This window comes from Streptomyces venezuelae (genome assembly GCF_008642315.1).
In the GTDB taxonomy this organism is placed as follows: Bacteria; Actinomycetota; Actinomycetes; order Streptomycetales; family Streptomycetaceae; genus Streptomyces; species Streptomyces venezuelae_D.
Genome location: NZ_CP029192.1, coordinates 1364997 through 1382497, shown reverse-complemented (window position 1 = coordinate 1382497; position 17501 = coordinate 1364997). Strand labels below are relative to the sequence as shown.

12 protein-coding genes and 1 tRNA gene are annotated in these 17501 nt (G+C 69.0%); 7 read left to right on the top strand and 6 right to left on the bottom strand.

The features are described from left to right. From eboE to DEJ48_RS05660, 3 genes are all read left to right on the top strand, one after another. Positions 1 to 1170, top strand: a complete 1170-nt coding sequence (eboE, locus tag DEJ48_RS05670) for a metabolite traffic protein EboE (RefSeq protein WP_150215020.1) — start codon at positions 1 to 3, stop codon at positions 1168 to 1170. After that, complete coding sequence (locus DEJ48_RS05665) at positions 1167 to 2543, top strand: nucleotide pyrophosphatase/phosphodiesterase family protein (protein WP_150215018.1); 1377 nt, start codon at positions 1167 to 1169, stop codon at positions 2541 to 2543. The genes eboE and DEJ48_RS05665 overlap by 4 nt, the downstream gene beginning before the upstream one ends. A 148-nt stretch (positions 2544 to 2691) precedes the next feature. After that, positions 2692 to 3750 (top strand): sugar phosphate isomerase/epimerase family protein, encoded by a 1059-nt coding sequence (locus DEJ48_RS05660; protein WP_150215017.1) that lies wholly within the window; start codon positions 2692 to 2694, stop codon positions 3748 to 3750. 67 nt (positions 3751 to 3817) lie between these two features. Here DEJ48_RS05660 and DEJ48_RS05655 read toward each other — a convergent pair whose 3' ends face one another. From DEJ48_RS05655 to DEJ48_RS05635, 5 genes are all read right to left on the bottom strand, one after another. After that, on the bottom strand, positions 3818 to 5212 hold the full coding sequence (locus DEJ48_RS05655) for an OFA family MFS transporter (protein ID WP_150215015.1): 1395 nt from the start codon (positions 5210 to 5212) through the stop codon (positions 3818 to 3820). Between the two features lies 1 nt (position 5213). Beyond that, a complete protein-coding gene (locus DEJ48_RS05650; RefSeq protein ID WP_190537226.1) occupies positions 5214 to 6602 on the bottom strand; it encodes an OFA family MFS transporter in 1389 nt (462 codons plus the stop codon). A gap of 123 nt (positions 6603 to 6725) precedes the next feature. Continuing rightward, positions 6726 to 8879 carry an acetate--CoA ligase family protein gene (locus DEJ48_RS05645; RefSeq protein WP_150215011.1) on the bottom strand — a complete coding sequence of 718 codons (2154 nt, stop codon included), beginning with the start codon at positions 8877 to 8879 and terminating at the stop codon, positions 6726 to 6728. 3 nt (positions 8880 to 8882) lie between these two features. Next, the gene (gene frc, locus DEJ48_RS05640; protein ID WP_150215009.1) at positions 8883 to 10112 is read right to left on the bottom strand and encodes a formyl-CoA transferase; all 1230 of its coding nucleotides are present in this window, start codon (positions 10110 to 10112) and stop codon (positions 8883 to 8885) included. Positions 10113 to 10127: 15 nt separating this feature from the next. Next, entirely contained in the window at positions 10128 to 11813 is a 1686-nt protein-coding gene (locus tag DEJ48_RS05635; RefSeq protein ID WP_150215007.1) for a thiamine pyrophosphate-binding protein, read from the bottom strand. Positions 11814 to 12011: 198 nt separating this feature from the next. On the opposite strand from DEJ48_RS05635, the gene sucC reads away from it, so the two are divergent. The 3 genes from sucC (at position 12012) to DEJ48_RS40180 (ending at position 15849) form a co-directional block, all read left to right on the top strand. Further along, a complete protein-coding gene (gene sucC, locus DEJ48_RS05630) occupies positions 12012 to 13142 on the top strand; it encodes an ADP-forming succinate--CoA ligase subunit beta (RefSeq protein ID WP_150215005.1) in 1131 nt (376 codons plus the stop codon). 11 nt (positions 13143 to 13153) lie between these two features. Further along, on the top strand, positions 13154 to 14026 hold the full coding sequence (gene sucD, locus DEJ48_RS05625) for a succinate--CoA ligase subunit alpha (protein WP_150215003.1): 873 nt from the start codon (positions 13154 to 13156) through the stop codon (positions 14024 to 14026). Between the two features lie 137 nt (positions 14027 to 14163). Further along, complete coding sequence (locus DEJ48_RS40180; RefSeq protein WP_223831912.1) at positions 14164 to 15849, top strand: aldehyde dehydrogenase family protein; 1686 nt, start codon at positions 14164 to 14166, stop codon at positions 15847 to 15849. A gap of 78 nt (positions 15850 to 15927) precedes the next feature. Here the strand turns inward: DEJ48_RS40180 and DEJ48_RS05610 are convergent, their stop codons facing one another. Continuing rightward, complete coding sequence (locus DEJ48_RS05610) at positions 15928 to 17271, bottom strand: DUF2254 domain-containing protein (RefSeq protein ID WP_150215001.1); 1344 nt, start codon at positions 17269 to 17271, stop codon at positions 15928 to 15930. A 141-nt stretch (positions 17272 to 17412) separates the two neighbouring features. On the opposite strand from DEJ48_RS05610, the gene DEJ48_RS05605 reads away from it, so the two are divergent. Next, positions 17413 to 17497, top strand: a tRNA-Leu gene (locus DEJ48_RS05605). Positions 17498 to 17501: the final 4 nt, after the last annotated feature.

Here is a 17501-nt window from a genome sequence, read left to right as displayed (position 1 = left end):
ATGCGCTTCCGGCACCCCGACGGCTCCACCGTCCACCTCGCCTACTGCACCAACGTCCATCCGGCCGAAACCCTCGACGGTGTGCTCGCCCAGCTCCGCGACCACTGCGAGCCCGTGCGCAAGAAGCTCGGCAGGGATCGCATCGGCATCGGCCTGTGGCTCGCCAAGGACGCCGCCCGCGCCCTCGTCACCGACCCCGCGGCCCTGCGCGGCCTGCGCACCGAACTCGACCGGCGCGGACTCGAAGTCGTCACCCTTAACGGCTTCCCCTATGAGGGGTTCGGCGCGGAGCAGGTCAAATACCGTGTGTACAAGCCGGACTGGACCGACCCGGAACGCCTCAGCCACACCACCGAACTGGCCAGGCTGCTCGCCGCCCTCCTGCCCGACGACGTCACCGAAGGCACCATCTCCACCCTTCCGCTCGCTTGGCGCACCCCCTTCGACCCCCAGCACGCCGAGGCCGCCCGCACGGCCCTCACCGTGCTCGCCCAGCGCCTCGACGCCCTCACCGAGCTGACCGGCCGCTCCATCCGCATCGGCCTCGAACCAGAGCCCGGCTGCACCGTCGAGACGACCGCCGACGCCATCGCCCCGCTCACCGCGGTCGGCCACGACCGCATCGGCGTCTGTGTCGACACCTGTCACCTCGCCACCTCCTTCGAAGATCCCCGGACCGCCCTCGACGCCCTCACCGCCGCAGGCGTCCCTGTCGTCAAATCGCAGCTGTCCGCCGCACTGCACGCCGAACACCCTCACCTCCCCGCCGTACGCGAAGCCCTCGCCGCCTTCGACGAACCCCGCTTCCTCCACCAGACCCGGACCCTGACCGGCGCCGGCCTGCGCGGCACCGACGACCTGGGCGAAGCCCTCGCCACCGACGTGCTGCCCGACACAGCACCCTGGCGCGCCCACTTCCACGTCCCCCTCCACGCGGCCCCCGCCGCGCCCCTCACCTCCACGCTCCCCGTCCTTCAGGACGTCCTGACCCGACTCGTCGGCGGGCCCGTCCCCCTCACCCGCCATCTGGAGGTCGAGACCTACACCTGGCAGGCCCTCCCGTCCGCACTGCGCCCCCGCGGCCGCCCCCAGCTCGCCGAAGGCATCGCCGCAGAGCTCTCCCTCGCCCGCGACCTCCTGACCGACCTCGGCCTCAAGGAACTCCCATGACCCCGACCCCCTTGCTGGTTCTTGACGTCGTCGGCCTCACCCCGCGCCTCCTCGACCACATGCCGCGCCTCAAAGCGCTCGGCCAGTCCGGGTCCAGAGCACCGCTCGGCACCGTGCTGCCCGCCGTCACCTGCGCCGCCCAGTCGACCTTCCTCACCGGCACCACCCCGGCCGAGCACGGCATCGTCGGGAACGGCTGGTACTTCCGCGAGCTCGGCGACGTACTCCTGTGGCGTCAGCACAACGGCCTCGTGGCCGGCGACAAACTGTGGGACGCCGCCCGCCGCGCGCACCCCGGCTACACCGTCGCCAACATCTGCTGGTGGTACGCCATGGGCGCCGACACCGAATTCACCATCACCCCCCGCCCCGTCTACTACGCCGACGGCCGCAAAGAACCCGACTGCTACACCCGGCCCCCGGCCCTCCACGACGAACTCACCGACAAACTCGGCACGTTCCCCCTCTTCCACTTCTGGGGGCCCGGCGCCGACATCGTGTCCAGCCACTGGATCGTGGACGCCACCCGGCACATCATCGACACCCGTCACCCCGACCTCGCCCTGTGCTACCTCCCTCACCTCGACTACGACCTGCAGCGCTTCGGCCCCGACGATCCACGTTCCTTCCGCGCCGCAGCCGAGCTCGATGCGACCATGGCGCCACTCCTGGACGACGCGAAGGCGGAGGGCAGGACCGTCGTCGCGCTGTCCGAGTACGGCATCACCCGGGTGAACCGCCCCGTCGACATCAACCGGGTGCTGCGCCGCGCGGGTCTGCTCGAAGTGCACACCCAGGACGGCATGGAGTACCTCGACCCGATGGCCTCCCGGGCCTTCGCCGTCGCCGACCACCAGATCGCCCACGTCTACGTCCGCCGTCCGGAAGACCTCGACGCCACCCGGGCGGCCCTGGAAGGCGTCCCCGGCATCGAGCAACTCCTCGACGACGAGGGCAAGAAGGACCACCACCTGGATCATCCGCGCTCCGGTGAACTCGTCGCCGTCGCGGAGCCGGACGCCTGGTTCACGTACTACTACTGGCTCGACGACGCCCGCGCGCCCGACTTCGCGCAGCTCGTCGAGATCCACCGCAAACCCGGCTACGACCCCGTCGAGCTCTTCATGGACCCCAAGGACCCGTACGTCCGCCTCAAGGCCGCGGGCGCGGTGGCCCGCAAGAAGCTCGGCATGCGCTACCGCATGGCGGTCGTGCCCCTGGACCCGTCACCTATTCGCGGCAGCCATGGCCGCCTCCCCACGAGCGAGGACGAAAGTCCGCTCATTCTGTGCTCCACCCCCCGCGCCGTCAGCGGCCGCGTCGCGGCCACCGATGTGAAATCGCTCCTGCTCGACCTCGCGGGTCTGCGGTGATGTCCACCGGCCCGCGTCGCTGAATCTGCTTGATCTCCACTGAACCAGACAGCTCGGACCCTGCCATCAGGGCCCGACCCTCAGCGATCCCTGATCCGTTCTTCGAACCCATCCCTGACACGCCCCTGAGGCCACCGAGGAGAACCGCATGAGCCGCAAGCCGACCACCACCGACCCCGAACTCGCGCAGAGACTCAGCCGACGCGGCATGCTCGGTGTGGCCGCGGGAGCCACCGCCGCGGCGCTCGTCGGGGCGGCCGCCCCCACCGCCGCGGCGGCCCCCGCCGACTCCGCGGCCGCGGGCAAGGGCCGCGGGCGTCCCGTCCTGCCGCCCGGCCGGCTCGGCATCCAGCTCTACAGCCTGCGTGACAAGGTTTCCTCTGTCGGATTCGCGCCCGTCTTCGCGGAGTTGGAGAAGTACGGATACGACGAGATCGAATTCGCCGGATACACCCAGGGCGCCGCGGGCGCCATCACCCTGGCCCAGCTCAAGAGGTTGGCCCGCGATCACGGCCTGAACCCCATCGGGTCCCACGTCGGCTACTACGACGACAACAACCCCAACGCGTACACGTTCGCGCAGAACCTCACCAAGGTCCTCGACGACGCCGAGGCCCTCGGCCTCAAGCACATCGGCACCGCCTCGGGCCCCTTCCGCTACGGCACCACCGTCGACGCCTGGAAGCGTGCGGCGGAGGACTTCAACACGTACGGCGAAGCGGCCCGCAAGCGCGGCATGAAGTTCTACCAGCACAACCACGCCGAGGAGTTCTCCTTCGCCACCGACAAGCCGAAGGTCCGGCTCTACGACGTGCTCCTCGCGGAGACCGACCCCGACTTCGTGTATCTGGAGATGGACATCTACTGGGCGTTCAGCGCCCAGTTCCGCTTCGGGGAGCGCGTCGACGGCACCCCGGCCCCCTTCCACCCGCTCGACTACGTGCTGAAGCAGCCCCATCGTTATCCGCTGTTCCACGTCAAGGACGGCATCCGTGACGAGACCACGCGTGACGGCTACCGCATGACGGATGTCGGAGACGGCGACATCGACTACAAGAAGTTCCTGTCGAAGGTGACGTCCCGCACCCACCAGGGCAAGCGCTACCACCACTGGCAGACCGAGCACGACAACCCGGTCGAGTCCTACGCCTTCGCCCGCAAGTCCAGCGAGCACCTGCATTCCCTGCGCGGCCGCTGCGGCGACTGACCGCATGCCCATGGATGGGGCCCTCCCGCCACAGGCGGGAGGGCCCCATCCATGGGTGCCGGGACAGCTAGACCAGCACTTCACGCGCGCGTGGCGCTTCCGGCTGGCGCAACAGCAAGGAGAGGGCGGCCGCGATCAGCGACACCACTCCGGCCGTCACGTACGCGCCGATGTACCCCCAGGAGTCCACGACCATCGCGCCCACGCCGCCGCCGAACAGCCCGGAGACGAGCTTCGCGCTGTACACCATGCCGTAGTTGGACGCGTTGTTGTTCTCCCCGAAGTAGTCCGGCACCAGGGCCGCGAACAGGGGATAGAACGCGCCCCCCGCGAAGCCGGAGAGGAAGGCGAAGACGAGGAACAGCGGCTGGTCGCGGATCTCACCGGCCCACAGCACGCCGAACTGTGCCACCGCGAGCACCAGACAGACGTAGGTCAGGGTCCGCTGCCTGCCCAGACGGTCGGAGAGCCAGCCGACCACACCCCGGCCCGTGCCGTTGATCACCGACATGACACCCATCGACGAAGCCGCGATGAGCGGACCGAAACCCATCTCCTTCGCGAAGGGGACCTGGAACGAGATCCCGAAGATCGACACCCCGGCGCAGCAGAGCATGCACACCCACATCAGGGGGATCACTCCCGTGCGCAGTGCCTCTCCAGGGGTGAACTGCCGTGCCGCGGGAGGGTTCTTGGCCAGGGCCACCGCAGTGCGCGGATCGCCGCCGCGCCGCAGCGGGTCCACCTCGGCCGGCCACCAGTTCTTCGGCGGGTCCTTGAAGAACAGGCCTGCCACCAGCGTCACGGCGAGTACGTAGAAGCCGACGAGGTCCAGCACCGTGCGGTAGTTGGACGTGTCGAAGCCGTACGAGAACAGGAAGATGAAAGGCACCGCTCCGTAGGCGAACGCTCCGTTCACGAAGCCCGTCTTGCCGCCGCGTCGCTCCGGATACCACTTGCCGACCATGTTGACGCAGGTCGAGTAGATCAGTCCCGAACCGACACCGCCGAGCAGACCGAAGCCGGCCATCGCCGTTGCCACGTTCGGGGCGTGGCTGAGGCTGACGAAGCCGAGCAGCGACAGGACGGAGCCCGTCAGCATCGCGGCCCTGCTGGTCAGGATGCCCTTCTCCCGCAGCTTGCCCGCCGGGAAGGACACCCCGGCCTGGAAGAAGATCCAGACGCTGAGCACCCAGAATGTGTTTGACGACGTCCAGTGGTGCGCGGCGGACAGGGTGTCCTCGGCCGCCCCGAAGGCGTACTCGAAGACACTGATGGCGAGCATGGCCGCCCAGGGCAGGGCCACCATCGTCCAGCGCGGCCGGCCAAGGATGTCCCGGTCGCTCTCGCCGATGCGGTAGACGCGCCCGCGCGCGTCCTTGATCTCTCTGTAGGGCTGTTCTCCGTAGGGCGCGTCGCGGTCGTCCGACGCGTGCGATCCGGCGATGGGCTCCGCCGTCATGTCAGGCCATCTCCTCACCGAGAGGTTGCGGATTGGGGCTGATGTTCTTGGCTTTCGGCCTGCCGGGTTGCGACAGGAAGAGAGCGATGAATCCGGCGAACAGGGATATCGAGCCCGCCAGAGTGAAGGCGCCGGTGTGACCCCAATGGCTCACCACCACGGCTCCCATGCCGGAGCCCAGGAGCCCGGAAACGAGCTTGGAGCTGTAGACCAGGCCGTAGTTGGACGCGTTGTTGTTCTCGCCGAAGTAGTCCGCCGTCATGGCCGCGAACATCGGGAAGATGGCACCGCCGCCGAATCCGGAGATGCTGGAGAAGATCAGGAAGAGCGGCAGGTTCTTGATCTCCGCGGACCACAGGATGCCGTACTGCGCCAGACTGAGGACGATGCAGACGAAGATCAGGCAGCGTTTGCGTCCGTAGCGGTCCGAGAGCCAGCCGATGACACCGCGGCCCGTTCCATTGACGACGGCTTTCAGCGACATCGCCGTGGCGACGATTCCCCCGGCGAATCCGGCTTCCTCCCCGATGTCGACCTGGAACGCGATGCCGAAAATGTTCACGCCCGACGTGCACAGCAGGCAGAACCACATCAGGGCCACCCGGCCCGTCTGCCACGCCTCCCTGGGCGTGTACTGCCGCACCGCGGGCGGGTTCATGCGCAGGGCGCGCCGGGCCCGCGGGTCGTCCGGCGGGTGCAGCGGATCCACGTCGGCGGGCCACCAGTTCTTCGGCGGGTCCTGGAAGAAGTAGCCCGCACAAGCGACCGTCGCGGCGAGGAGAACGCCCGCCGAGACCAGCACCCAGCGGAAGTTCGACATGTCCATATAGCCCGTGAAGAGAAAGACGAACGGAACCGATCCGTAGGCGAACCCGCCGTTGACGAAGCCGGTCTTTCCGCCCTTCCGTTCCGGATACCACTTGCCGACCATGTTCACGCACGTCGCGTAGACCATTCCCGCGCCCATGCCGCTGAACATGCTGAAACCGATGTAGGCGACGACCACGTGCGGTGCGAAAGCCAGCGACAGATAACCGAGAAGTGTGCCGAGTGCGCCGAGCATCATCGCCCAGCGTGCCGGGAGTTTCCCGCTCTCCCGCAGCTTGCCCGCGGGAAAGGCCACCGCGGCCTGGAAGAAGACCCAGACGCCGAGCATCCAGAAGATGTGCAGACTGCTCCACTGGTGCGCGGTGTGCAGGGTGTCCTCGGCGGACGCGAACGCGTACTCGGCCGAGCTGATGCCCATCATGCCCACCCACGGCAGGATGACCATCCACTTGCGCTTGCGGCCCATGATGTCGACGTCGGTCTCGCCGACGCGGTACATCCGGCCGTTGGCGTCCCTCACTTCCCGGTAGGGGACGGCAGTTGGTATGTCCGTTGTCGTCATCTCGCTCAGCACCCCTTGCGTCGGAAAGATCCTGGCCAGCGCCCCCTGTCCCATCCCTTCCGTGTGCGCACGGGTCCCGGGGCCGGCCGGCGCGCACCGTCGGCCGGCCCCGAACCGTTCACCTCATCGGCCACCCCCCAACAACCCGGCCGCACGCGCCCACCGGTACTTCGCGCCGAGCGCGGCGACCGGCTTCTCGGTCGTGTAGGGGTACGCCACGACGCCCCGTTCGAAGAGGTACTGGCAGGCCTCCTCCACCTCGACATCGCCCGCCAGCGACGCCACCACGGGCTTCTCGACGCCGCGCGCGCGGAACTCCGCGACCGCGCGGGCCGTGAGTTCGGCGAAGACCATGGGAGGGGTCACGATGGTGTGCCAGTAGCCGAGCACGAGGGCGTGGATGCGCGGGTCCTCCAGGCCGAGCCTGATCGTCGCCTCGTACGTGGAGGGCGGCTCGCCGCCCGTGATGTCCACGGGGTTCCCCGCGGCTCCGAAGGGCGGGATGAACGCCTTGAAGGCCGCGTCCAAGTCGTCGGGGATGTCCATCAGCCGCAGGCCGTTGTCGGTCACCGCGTCGGACAGCAGCACGCCCGAGCCGCCGGCCCCGGTGATGATGACGATGTCGTCGCCCTTCGGAGTGGGCAGCACCGGCAACGCGCGCGCGTACTCGAGCATCTCGTTCAGGCCAGGTGCCCGGATGACGCCCGCCTGCCTTAGGATGTCGTCGTACACGGCGTCATCGCCGGCCAGCGCGCCCGTGTGCGACCCGGCGGCTTTCGCGCCCGCCGCCGTTCGTCCGGCCTTGAGGACCACGACCGGCTTCTTCGGTACGGTCGCCCGCGCCGCCTCCACGAAGGCGCGGCCGTCCTTGAGGTCCTCCAGGTGCATGGCGATGCACTCCGTGTGGGGGTCCTCGCCGAACCACGTCAGGAGGTCGTCCTCGTCCAGGTCGGACTTGTTGCCGAGCCCCACGATCGCCGAAACACCAGTCTTCGTGGAGCGCGCGAAGCCGAGGATCGCCATGCCGATGCCGCCCGACTGACTCGTCAGGGCCACCGGGCCCTTCACGTCGTACGGCGTGCAGAACGTCGCGCACAGGTCCTGCCACGTCGAGTAGTAGCCGTAGATGTTGGGGCCGAGAAGCCGTACACCGTGCCTCTCGCCCATGGCCACGATCTCGTCCTGAAGTGCGTGCTCACCTGTCTCGGCGAAGCCGGAGGGGATCAGCACCGCGTTGGGCACGCCCTTGCGGCCGACCTCCTCCAGTGCCGACGCGACGAACTTGGCGGGGATCGCGAAGACCGCCACATCCACCTCGCCGGGAACGTCGGTGACACTCTTGTACGCCTTGCGGCCCAAGATGTCATCGGCTCTGGGGTTCACCGGGTGGATCTCTCCGGAGAAGCCGCCGTCGATGAGGTTGCGCATCACCGAATTACCGATCTTGCCCGGCTCGTTGGAGGCACCGATGACCGCGACGGAGCGCGGCCGCATGAGCCTGTGCATGGAGGTGAGCATCTCCGCGCGCGTGTAGGTGCGCCGTGCTTTTGGGGCCCCTTCGGAGAGGATGATCCGGATGTCCGCCGCGACCGCGCCGTGCGGTGTGGCGATGACCGGGTTGAGGTCGACCTCGGCGATCTCCGGGAAGTCGGTGACCAGCTGGGACACTCGGCTGATCTGTTCCGCGACGGCCCGCCGGTCCACCGGTGGCGCGCCGCGCACTCCGCGCAGTACGTCCGCCGCGCGGATCGAGTCGAGCATGGAGGCCGCTTCGTCGGCGTCGACGGGCGCCAGACGGAAGGTGACGTCCTTGAGTACCTCCACGAGCACGCCGCCGAGCCCGAAGGCGACGACCTTCCCGAACGTCGGGTCGGTCACCGCACCCACGATGACCTCCTGGGACGCTGGATCGCCTGGCAGCAGCTCCTGCACCAGAACACCGTCGATGCGGGCCTGAAGGGCGTACGCACGGGCGTTCCCGACGATCTGACGGAAGGCGGCCCGCACGTCGGCGGCGCCCTCCACGCCGACCTTCACGCCGCCCGCGTCGGTCTTGTGCGAGATGTCGGGGGAGACGATCTTCATGACGACGGGGCCGTCGAAGCGGGCGGCACACGCCACGGCCCGTTCGACGTCGGCCGCCAGTTCCTCGCCCGGCACGGCGATCCCGTAGGCGTCCGCGATCACTTTGCCCTCGGGGGCGGTCAGCGACGTACGCCCTTCGGCGCGCACCTCGTCGAGGAGCGAGCGCACCTTCAGCAGGCGGTCCTCGGCCATCACTCAGATCACTCCGTTCGACTTGAGCAGACGTAGCTCCTCGTCGCCGAGACCGAGCTCGCCGACGTAGACCTCTGCGTTGTGTTCGCCGAGCAGGGGCGAGCTGCGCACCTCGACGGGGGAGTCGGAGAGCTTCAGGGGAGAGCCGACCGTGGTGAAGGTGCCGCGTTCGGGGTGCGGGACCTCGACGACCATCTCGTTGGCGGTCAGTGAGGCGTCCTCGATGATCTCCCTCGTGGAGAGGATCGGACCGCAGGGAATGTTGTGCGCGTTCAGCCGCTCCAGTACGTCCCACTTGGGCAGCGTCGAGGACCACTCCTCGATGAGCTGGAACATCTTGCCGAGCTTGGGAAGGCGTGCTTCCGGAGTGGCCCAGTCGGGGTCCTGCGCCAGCTCCGGCCGGCCGATGAGCTCGGTGAGCGGCGGCCAGCCCACGGGCTGCACGATGACGTACACGTAGTCGTTCGGACCGCCGGGGGCACACTTGACGGCCCACCCGGGCTGCCCGCCGCCGGAGGCGTTCCCGGAGCGCGGGACCTCGTCCCCGAAGTCCTTGTTCGGGTACTCCGCGAGCGGCCCGTGCGCGAGCCGCTGCTGATCGCGCAGCTTGACCCGGCACAGGTTCAGCACGGCGTGCTGCATCGCCACGTTCACGCGCTGACCGCGGCCGGTGTTCTCCCTCTGGAAGAGGGCGGCGAGAATCGCCGCGACGGCGTGGATGCCGGTTCCGGAGTCGCCGATCTGGGCGCCCGTGGCGAGCGGTGGGCCGTCCTCGAAGCCCGTGGTCGACATGGAGCCGCCCATGGCCTGGGCGACCACTTCGTAGGCCTTGAAGTTGGTGTACGGGCCCTCTCCGAAGCCTTTGATCGAGGCGTACACGATGCGCGGGTTGATCTCCTGGATGCGGTCCCAGGTGAAGCCCATGCGATCCACCGCACCGGGGCCGAAGTTCTCCACCATCACGTCGGACCGGCGTATCAGCTCCGTGAGGAGCTCCTTGCCCCGCTCGGTCTTGGTGTTGAGGGTGATGCTCCTCTTGTTGCAGTTGAGCATCGTGAAGTACAGCGAGTCGACGTCGGGCAGGTCACGCAGCTGTTTGCGTGTGATGTCCCCGGAAGGGGCCTCAAGCTTCACCACGTCCGCGCCGAGCCAGGCGAGGAGCTGGGTGGCGGAGGGGCCGGACTGGACATGCGTCATGTCGAGGACGCGAATGCCTTCGAGAGCCTTGGTCATGGTTGTCAGGGCTCCTTACTTGTACATGGTCTGGTTCATGGTTCCGGGGGCGTAGGCGTCCGGATCGACCCACACGTTGATCAGCGAGGGCCTGCCGGACTCGCGGGCGCGGCGCAGCGCCGGGCCGATGTCGGCGGGGTCGCGGACCTCTTCGCCGTGGCCGCCGAGCAGTTGGGCGAACTTGTCGTAGGGAACGTCGCCGAGGGTGTTGCCGACGCGTTCGCGCTCCTTGCCGTACTTGGCCTTCTGGCCGTAACGGATCTGGTTCATCGAGGAGTTGTTGCCGACGACCCCGACGAAGGGGAGGTCGTAGCGCACGAGTGTCTCGAAGTCCCAGCCGGTGAGACTGAAGGCTCCGTCTCCGAAGAGGGCCACCACTTCCTTGTCGGGCCGGGCCTGCTTGGCGGCGAGCACGAAGGGGATGCCGACTCCGAGAGTGCCGAGCGGGCCGGGGTCCATCCAGTGACCGGGGGACCTGGGCTGGACGACCTGGCCGGAGAAGGTGACGATGTCGCCGCCGTCGCCGATGTAGACGGAGTCTTCTGTAAGGAAGTCGTTGATTTCGCTGACCAGGCGGTACGGGTGGATGGGGGAGGCGTCGGACTTCAGGTGCGGCAGGCGCTTCTCCACGGCGGTCTGCTCGGCGGCCCGCAGCTCGTCCAGCCATTCCTTGCGGCGGGACCCGCCGCCGTTGAGGCGTCCTGACGCCGCTTCGGTGACCGACTTCAGGATGAGGCCGGCGTCTCCGACGATGCCGAGGTCGATGTCGCGGTTCTTGCCGACGGTGCGGTAGTCCAGGTCGATCTGGACGACGGTGGCGGCCGGTGAGAGGCGTTTTCCGTAGCCCATGCGGAAGTCGAAGGGCGTGCCCACGATGACGATGAGGTCGGCGTTGGAGAAGGCGTAGCGCCGGGAGAGCTGGAAGTGGTGCGGGTCTCCCGGCGGGAGCGTGCCGCGGCCTGCTCCGTTCATGTAGGCGGGCACGTTGAGGGTCCGTACGAGGTCGACGGCTGCCTCGGTGGCCCGGGTCGTCCACACCTGGCTGCCGAGCAGGATGGCGGGCTTCTCCGCATGCACGAGCAGGTCGGCGAGCTTCTCCACGGCGTCGGGGTCGCCGGCCGAGCGGGTCGAGGCGCGGTACTGCCCGGCTTTGGGGACGCGGGCCCGGTCGGCCGGCACCTTGGCGTCGAGCACGTCGCGGGGTATCTCGAGGAAGGACGGTCCTGGCGCGCCGTGGTAGCACTCGCGGAACGCCATGGACACCATGTCGGCCGCGCGTGCGGTGTCCGGCACCGTCGCGGCGAACTTCGTGATCGGCGTCATCATGTCGACGTGCGGGAGGTCCTGGAGGGAGCCCATCTTGTGCTGTGTGTGGGCGCCTTGGCCGCCGATCAGCAGCATGGGGGACTCCGCGCGAAAGGCGTTCGCCACACCGGTGACGGCGTCCGTCGTGCCGGGCCCCGCCGTGACCACCGCACAGCCGGGCTTACCCGTGACGCGTGCATAGCCGTCGGCCGCGTGGGCCGCCACCTGCTCGTGCCGCACGTCGACGACGTTGATGCCCTCGTCGACGCAGCCGTCATAGATGTCGATGATGTGGCCGCCGCAGAGGGTGTAGATGACCTCCACACCTTCTGCTTTGAGCGCTTTGGCGACCAGGTGTCCACCGGAGATGTCGTTCTGGCTGGTGTCGTCGGGCATGGCGAAGTCCTGTCCCTTCGTAGGGGAGTTGGAGTGCGCTCGCACACTCTCGGGGGCGCCCTCGCGGTAGATTGCATACAGTCGACGAATACTGTATGAAGCTTGTTATCCCGCATCCCGTGAGCGGTGTCCAGGGGGCGAGCGCCATTTTTGGCCGCCGGGGGACACCCCCGGCGGACGCAGCGGTCAGGAGCCGAAATGGATCTTTTCGAGCACCAGGCAAGGCAACTCTTCGCAGACCACGGCATCTCGGTGCCACGCGCCGAAGTCGCCCGCACGGCCAAGGAAGCGCGGGCGGCCGCGGCACGGCTCGGCGGCCGCGTCGTCGTCAAGGCCCAGGTCAGGACCGGCGGGCGAGGCAAGGCGGGCGGGGTGAAGATCGCTGCGGACCCCGCGGCGACGGAGATCACCGCACGCCAGATCCTCGGCATGGACATAAAAGGCCACACCGTCCGCGCGGTGATGGTGGCCCAACCCGTCGACATATCGGCCGAGTTCTACGTCTCCTACGCGCTGGACCGCGCGGCCGGACGCTTCCTCGCGATCGCCTCCGCCGAGGGCGGCACGGAGATCGAGGAGGTGGCGGCGGCCCGCCCCGACGCGGTGGCGCGCGTCCCCATCGACCCCGCGCAAGGAGTGACAGAGGAGAAGGCCGCCGAGATCGCGGCCGCGGCCGGCCTCCCGGCCGGAACAGCGGACACGCTGCTCAGACTCTGGCGTGTTCTGATCGACGAGGACGCTCTCCTCGTAGAGGTCAATCCGCTCGTTCTCGCGGACGACGGTCAGTTCCTCGCCCTGGACGGAAAGATCACACTCGACGACAACGCCCGCTTCCGGCAGACGCGCTGGGGCGCGCAGCCCGAGACGTACGACCAGGAACTGGAAGCGACGGCCGCCGCCAAAGGCCTCAACTACGTGAAGCTCGACGGAGAGGTCGGCATCATCGGCAACGGCGCCGGGCTCGTCATGTCGACGCTCGACGTGGTCGCCGGCTGTGGCGCCCGCCCCGCCAACTTCCTCGACATCGGCGGCGGCGCCTCCGCCGAGGTCATGGCGGACGGCCTCACCGTCATCCTCTCCGACCCGTCCGTCCGATCCGTCTTCGTGAACGTCTTCGGCGGCATCACCGCCTGCGACGCCGTGGCCGACGGCATCGTCCGCGCCCTGGAGTCCGTCCGCCTGACCAAACCCCTGGTGGTCCGCCTCGACGGCAACAACGCGGACCGCGGCCGAGCCATCCTCGACGGCCGCGCCCACCCCCTCGTGCAGCAGGCCACCACCATGGACGACGCGGCGCGCCGCGCCGCCGACCTCGCCACCGTGCGGTAAGGAGAAAGGACATGGCGATCCACCTCACCAAGGAGAGCAAGGTCCTCGTCCAAGGCATGACCGGGGCCGTCGGCATGCAGCACACACGCCGCATGCTCTCCGCAGGCACGAACGTCGTCGGCGGCGTCAACCCGCGCAAGGCGGGCCGCACCGTCACTTTCGACGAACGCTCCGTCCCCGTCTTCGGCTCGGTCCGCGACGCGATGACCGCCACCGGCGCCGACGTCACGGTCGCCTTCGTCCCGCCCGCCTTCACCCAGGCCGCCGTCAACGAGGCGGCCGACGCCCGGATCGGACTCGCCGTCGTCATCACGGAGGGCGTCCCCGTCCACGACTCCGTGGCCTTTCTCTCGTACGCGAGGGAGCGCGGGACCCGTGTCATCGGCCCCAACTGTCCCGGCCTGATCACCCCGGGCCAGTCCAACGCGGGCATCATCCCCGCCGACATCACCAAGCCCGGCCGCATCGGCCTCGTCTCGAAATCCGGCACGCTCACCTACCAGCTCATGTACGAGCTGCGCGACATCGGCTTCTCGACGTGTGTCGGCATCGGCGGCGATCCCGTCGTCGGCACCACACACATCGACTGCCTCGGCGCCTTCCAGGACGACCCCGACACCGAACTCATCGTCCTCATCGGCGAGATAGGAGGCGACGCGGAGGAGCGAGCGGCGGCTTACATCAAGACCTCCGTCACCAAACCCGTCGTCGCCTACATCGCCGGGTTCACCGCCCCCGAAGGCAAGACCATGGGCCACGCCGGCGCCATCGTCTCCGGCTCGGCAGGCACCGCACAGGCCAAGAAGGCGGCGCTCGAAGCCGTCGGCGTCCGCGTGGGCAGCACTCCGACGGAGACCGCGCGCCTGGTGCTCGAGGCGCTGTGACCGGCCCGCACGACGGACGGTGGACGGTGGACGGTGCGCGACCGTTTCCCACGCCCTCAGCCTCCATGCCTTCAGCCTCCACGCCCTCGGCCTCCACGCATTCCGCCCCGACCAGCCCCGTGAGCGGAGAACACCAGATGACAGCCCGAAGCATCCACAAAGACGTCCGGGCCCTCAAGCCAGGGACCGCCTGGTCCGACGCCTGGCAGCGCTGCCGGGCCGTCGCGCCCGAGGCCTTCCGCGACGACCGCGTCCTGAACCTGTGGAACGGCACCTGGCAGGCCGACGGCCACCCCCTGCCCGCGACGAGCCCCGTAGACGGCACCCGCATCGCGGGCCCACCGCGGCTCGACGCCAGCACCGCCCGCCGAGCCGTGCGCGCCGCGTTCGACCAGCACCGCGCCTGGCGGCACGTCCCCCTGCCCGAACGCCGCGCACGCGTCGCCGCGGCGCTCGACTCCCTCGCACAGCAAAGGGAGTTGCTCGCGCTGCTCCTCGTCTGGGAGATCGGCAAACCCTGGCGGCTCGCGCAGGCCGACGTCGATCGGGCCGTCGACGGCGTGCGGTGGTACGTCGACGGCATCGAGGCGATGACCGACGGCAGGTCCCCGCTGGACGGCCCCGTCTCCAACATCGCGAGCTGGAACTATCCGATGAGCGTGCTCGTTCACACCATGCTGATACAGGTATTGGCAGGAAACGCGGTCATCGCCAAGACCCCGACCGACGGCGGCGTCGCCTGCCTCACCCTGGCGTGCGCGCTCGCCGCCCGCGAAGGGCTTCCCGTCACCCTCGTCAGCGGCAGCGGCGCCGAGCTGTCCGATCCGCTCGTGCGTGCGCCCGAGATCGGCTGCGTCTCGTTCGTCGGCGGCCGGGACACGGGCGCCGCGGTGGCCACGGCGCTCACCGACCTCGACAAGCAGCACGCCCTCGACGAGCAGCGCCTCCCCCACAACCAGCGCGTCCTCGACAACCGGCACGTCCTCGACAACCAGCACGTCCCCCGCTACCAACACGTCCCCGGCAAGCAACCCATCGTCGGCAAGCGGCACATCCTCGAACAGGAAGGACTGAACACCTGGGGTATCTGGAACCACAGCGACTGGGACGCGTTCGCCGCGCTCGTGCCCAAGCTCTTCGACTACGGCAAACAGCGCTGCACCGCCTACCCGCGCTTCGTCGTCCAGCGGGACCTGTTCGACGCCTTCCTCGCCGCCTACCTGCCGGCGGTCCGCTCCGTCCGCGTCGGACACCCGCTCGCGGTCGCCCATCCCGACGATCCGTTGCCCGACCTCGACTTCGGGCCACTGATCAGCGCTGCCAAGGCCAAGGAACTCGCCGACCAGGTGACCGAGGCCGTGGACCGGGGCGCCGTCCCGCTGTACCGGGGCGTGGAGGACACGGGACGGTTCCTGCCCGGCCAGGACAAGGACGCGTACTTCCACCCGGTCACACTCCTCAACCCGCCGCCGTCCTCACCCCTGCACCACGCGGAGCCGTTCGGCCCCGTCGACACGATCGTCCTGGTCGACACCGAGGCGGAGCTGCTCGCCGCCATGAACGCGTCGAACGGTGCGCTCGTCGCGACGCTCTCCACGGACGACCCGGCCACGTACGAACGGCTCGTGCCCCAGATCCGCGCCTTCAAGACGGGGTGGGGCAAGCCGCGCTCGCGCGGTGACCGCGAGGAGCCCTTCGGCGGGTTCGGTGCGTCCTGGCGGGGCGCGTTCGTGGGCGGTGAGCTGCTGGTCCGTGCCGTCACCCAGGGACCGGCGGGCGAGCGGCTGCCGGGCAACTTCCCGGACAGCCACGGCATGGCGTGACGGGCGGTTGCCGCATGGGGTGACCGGCGAGTGCCGCATGGAGTGACGGGCGGGTGCCGCCTGGCGCGAGCCGCGGCGTCAGCCGATTCCCTGGCGGTCCGGGCGCAGGGCGAACGTGCGGTCCGCCGACTCGGGGACCGAGCGTTCCACGGCCTGGGCGAGGAGTGTCCGGTGTCGCAGGAGCGGTTCGCGCCGCTCCTCGGGAGTGAGGAGGAGCAGATCGTCGAGGCCGGCGAGCATGCGCCGGGTCACCTGGGGGTTGCCGATCGCGGCCCCTCTGATCTCGGTGAACCCGAGATCGACGAGGGCCGTCCAGTCCGGTACCGACTGGACGAGGCGCAAGGCCCCGCGCCGGTCCCGGTGCCCGAGCGCGCCCAGAGGGTAGGGGGCGATCGACGCCAGGAACTGGATGATGCGGTCCAGGGCCTGTACGGCGGTCGTCGGATCGTTGACCGCGGGGGACAGGGCCCGCAGTGCGATGTCGGAGAGTTGCCGGAGGCCGAATGCGAGATCTTGGTGGAAGGTGCGCTCGACGCCGACGGACACGGTGTAGCCGAGCGCGCGCCGTGACGGTGCCGCTCCGCCGTGCACCGTGAACACAGGTGTTCCCGGCACCACGAAGTCCCCGATCCTGGGGATGAGCCGCAGCACGACCCCCTGGCGCCGAGCCGCCCGTACGGCGCGAGCGATGTTCACGTCCCGCAGTACGCCCGCCCGGCCGAGATGCGTGACACGGGCGGTCTCCGGGCCGAGCCCTGCCGTGTCCACCGGAAGCTCCGTCGGCTGCTTCATGGCCACCCGGAACGACTCGCGGGCGATCCTGTCGATCACGAAGCCGATCCGCATCATCCGGACCGTCCCGTTCACGTACGCCACGAACAGCAGGAGGCTCAGCAGCACCATGACCATCGCGAGCACCGACTCGACCAGCGGCACGCTCGTCAGGAGCCGGGGGTCCCGCTCGCTGTCGAAGGAGGTCAGCGTCAGCAGGGAGAAGAGGAACGTCGCCATGAAGACAGTGAGCGTGATCTTGGTGATGCGGGACCGTACGTAGAGCCGCACCACACGCGGGCTGAACTGCCCGCTCGCCATCTGCACGGCCACGAGCGAGATGCTGAAGACGACACCGATGAAGGTCATCATGGCGCTGCCGATGGTGCTGATCACCGCCTTCGCGTCGTCGGCGATGCCCATCAGCTCCTTGATGCCGTCGTAGTCACCGGCATCCCGCAGCGACGTGACGATCCCCGCGTCCAGCTCCGCCGCGCCCCACCACAGGAGCATGGACCCCAGGAGCCCGGCCGTCGGCGCGAACCACATGGTGTCCCGAAGGTGCTCGCGGAGAGGGGACAGCATCCGGGGGCGGCGCACCTTCACGTCGCCGAGCCGCCCACCCGTACCGGTAATCAACCCGTCACTCATGGTGAGACTGTAGGCGGGCGGGCGGCCTCCGCCGCGCATCCCGCCGTGGGCGGGTGGATACGCAGGTGAAAGGCACTCCGAAACCTTGGTATTGTTGTCCATGTCGCCGCGGGGAACACCCCGCACGGCGGCAGACACCTAGTCCGGGTGGCGGAATGGCAGACGCGCTAGCTTGAGGTGCTAGTGCCCTTTATCGGGCGTGGGGGTTCAAGTCCCCCCTCGGACACAGA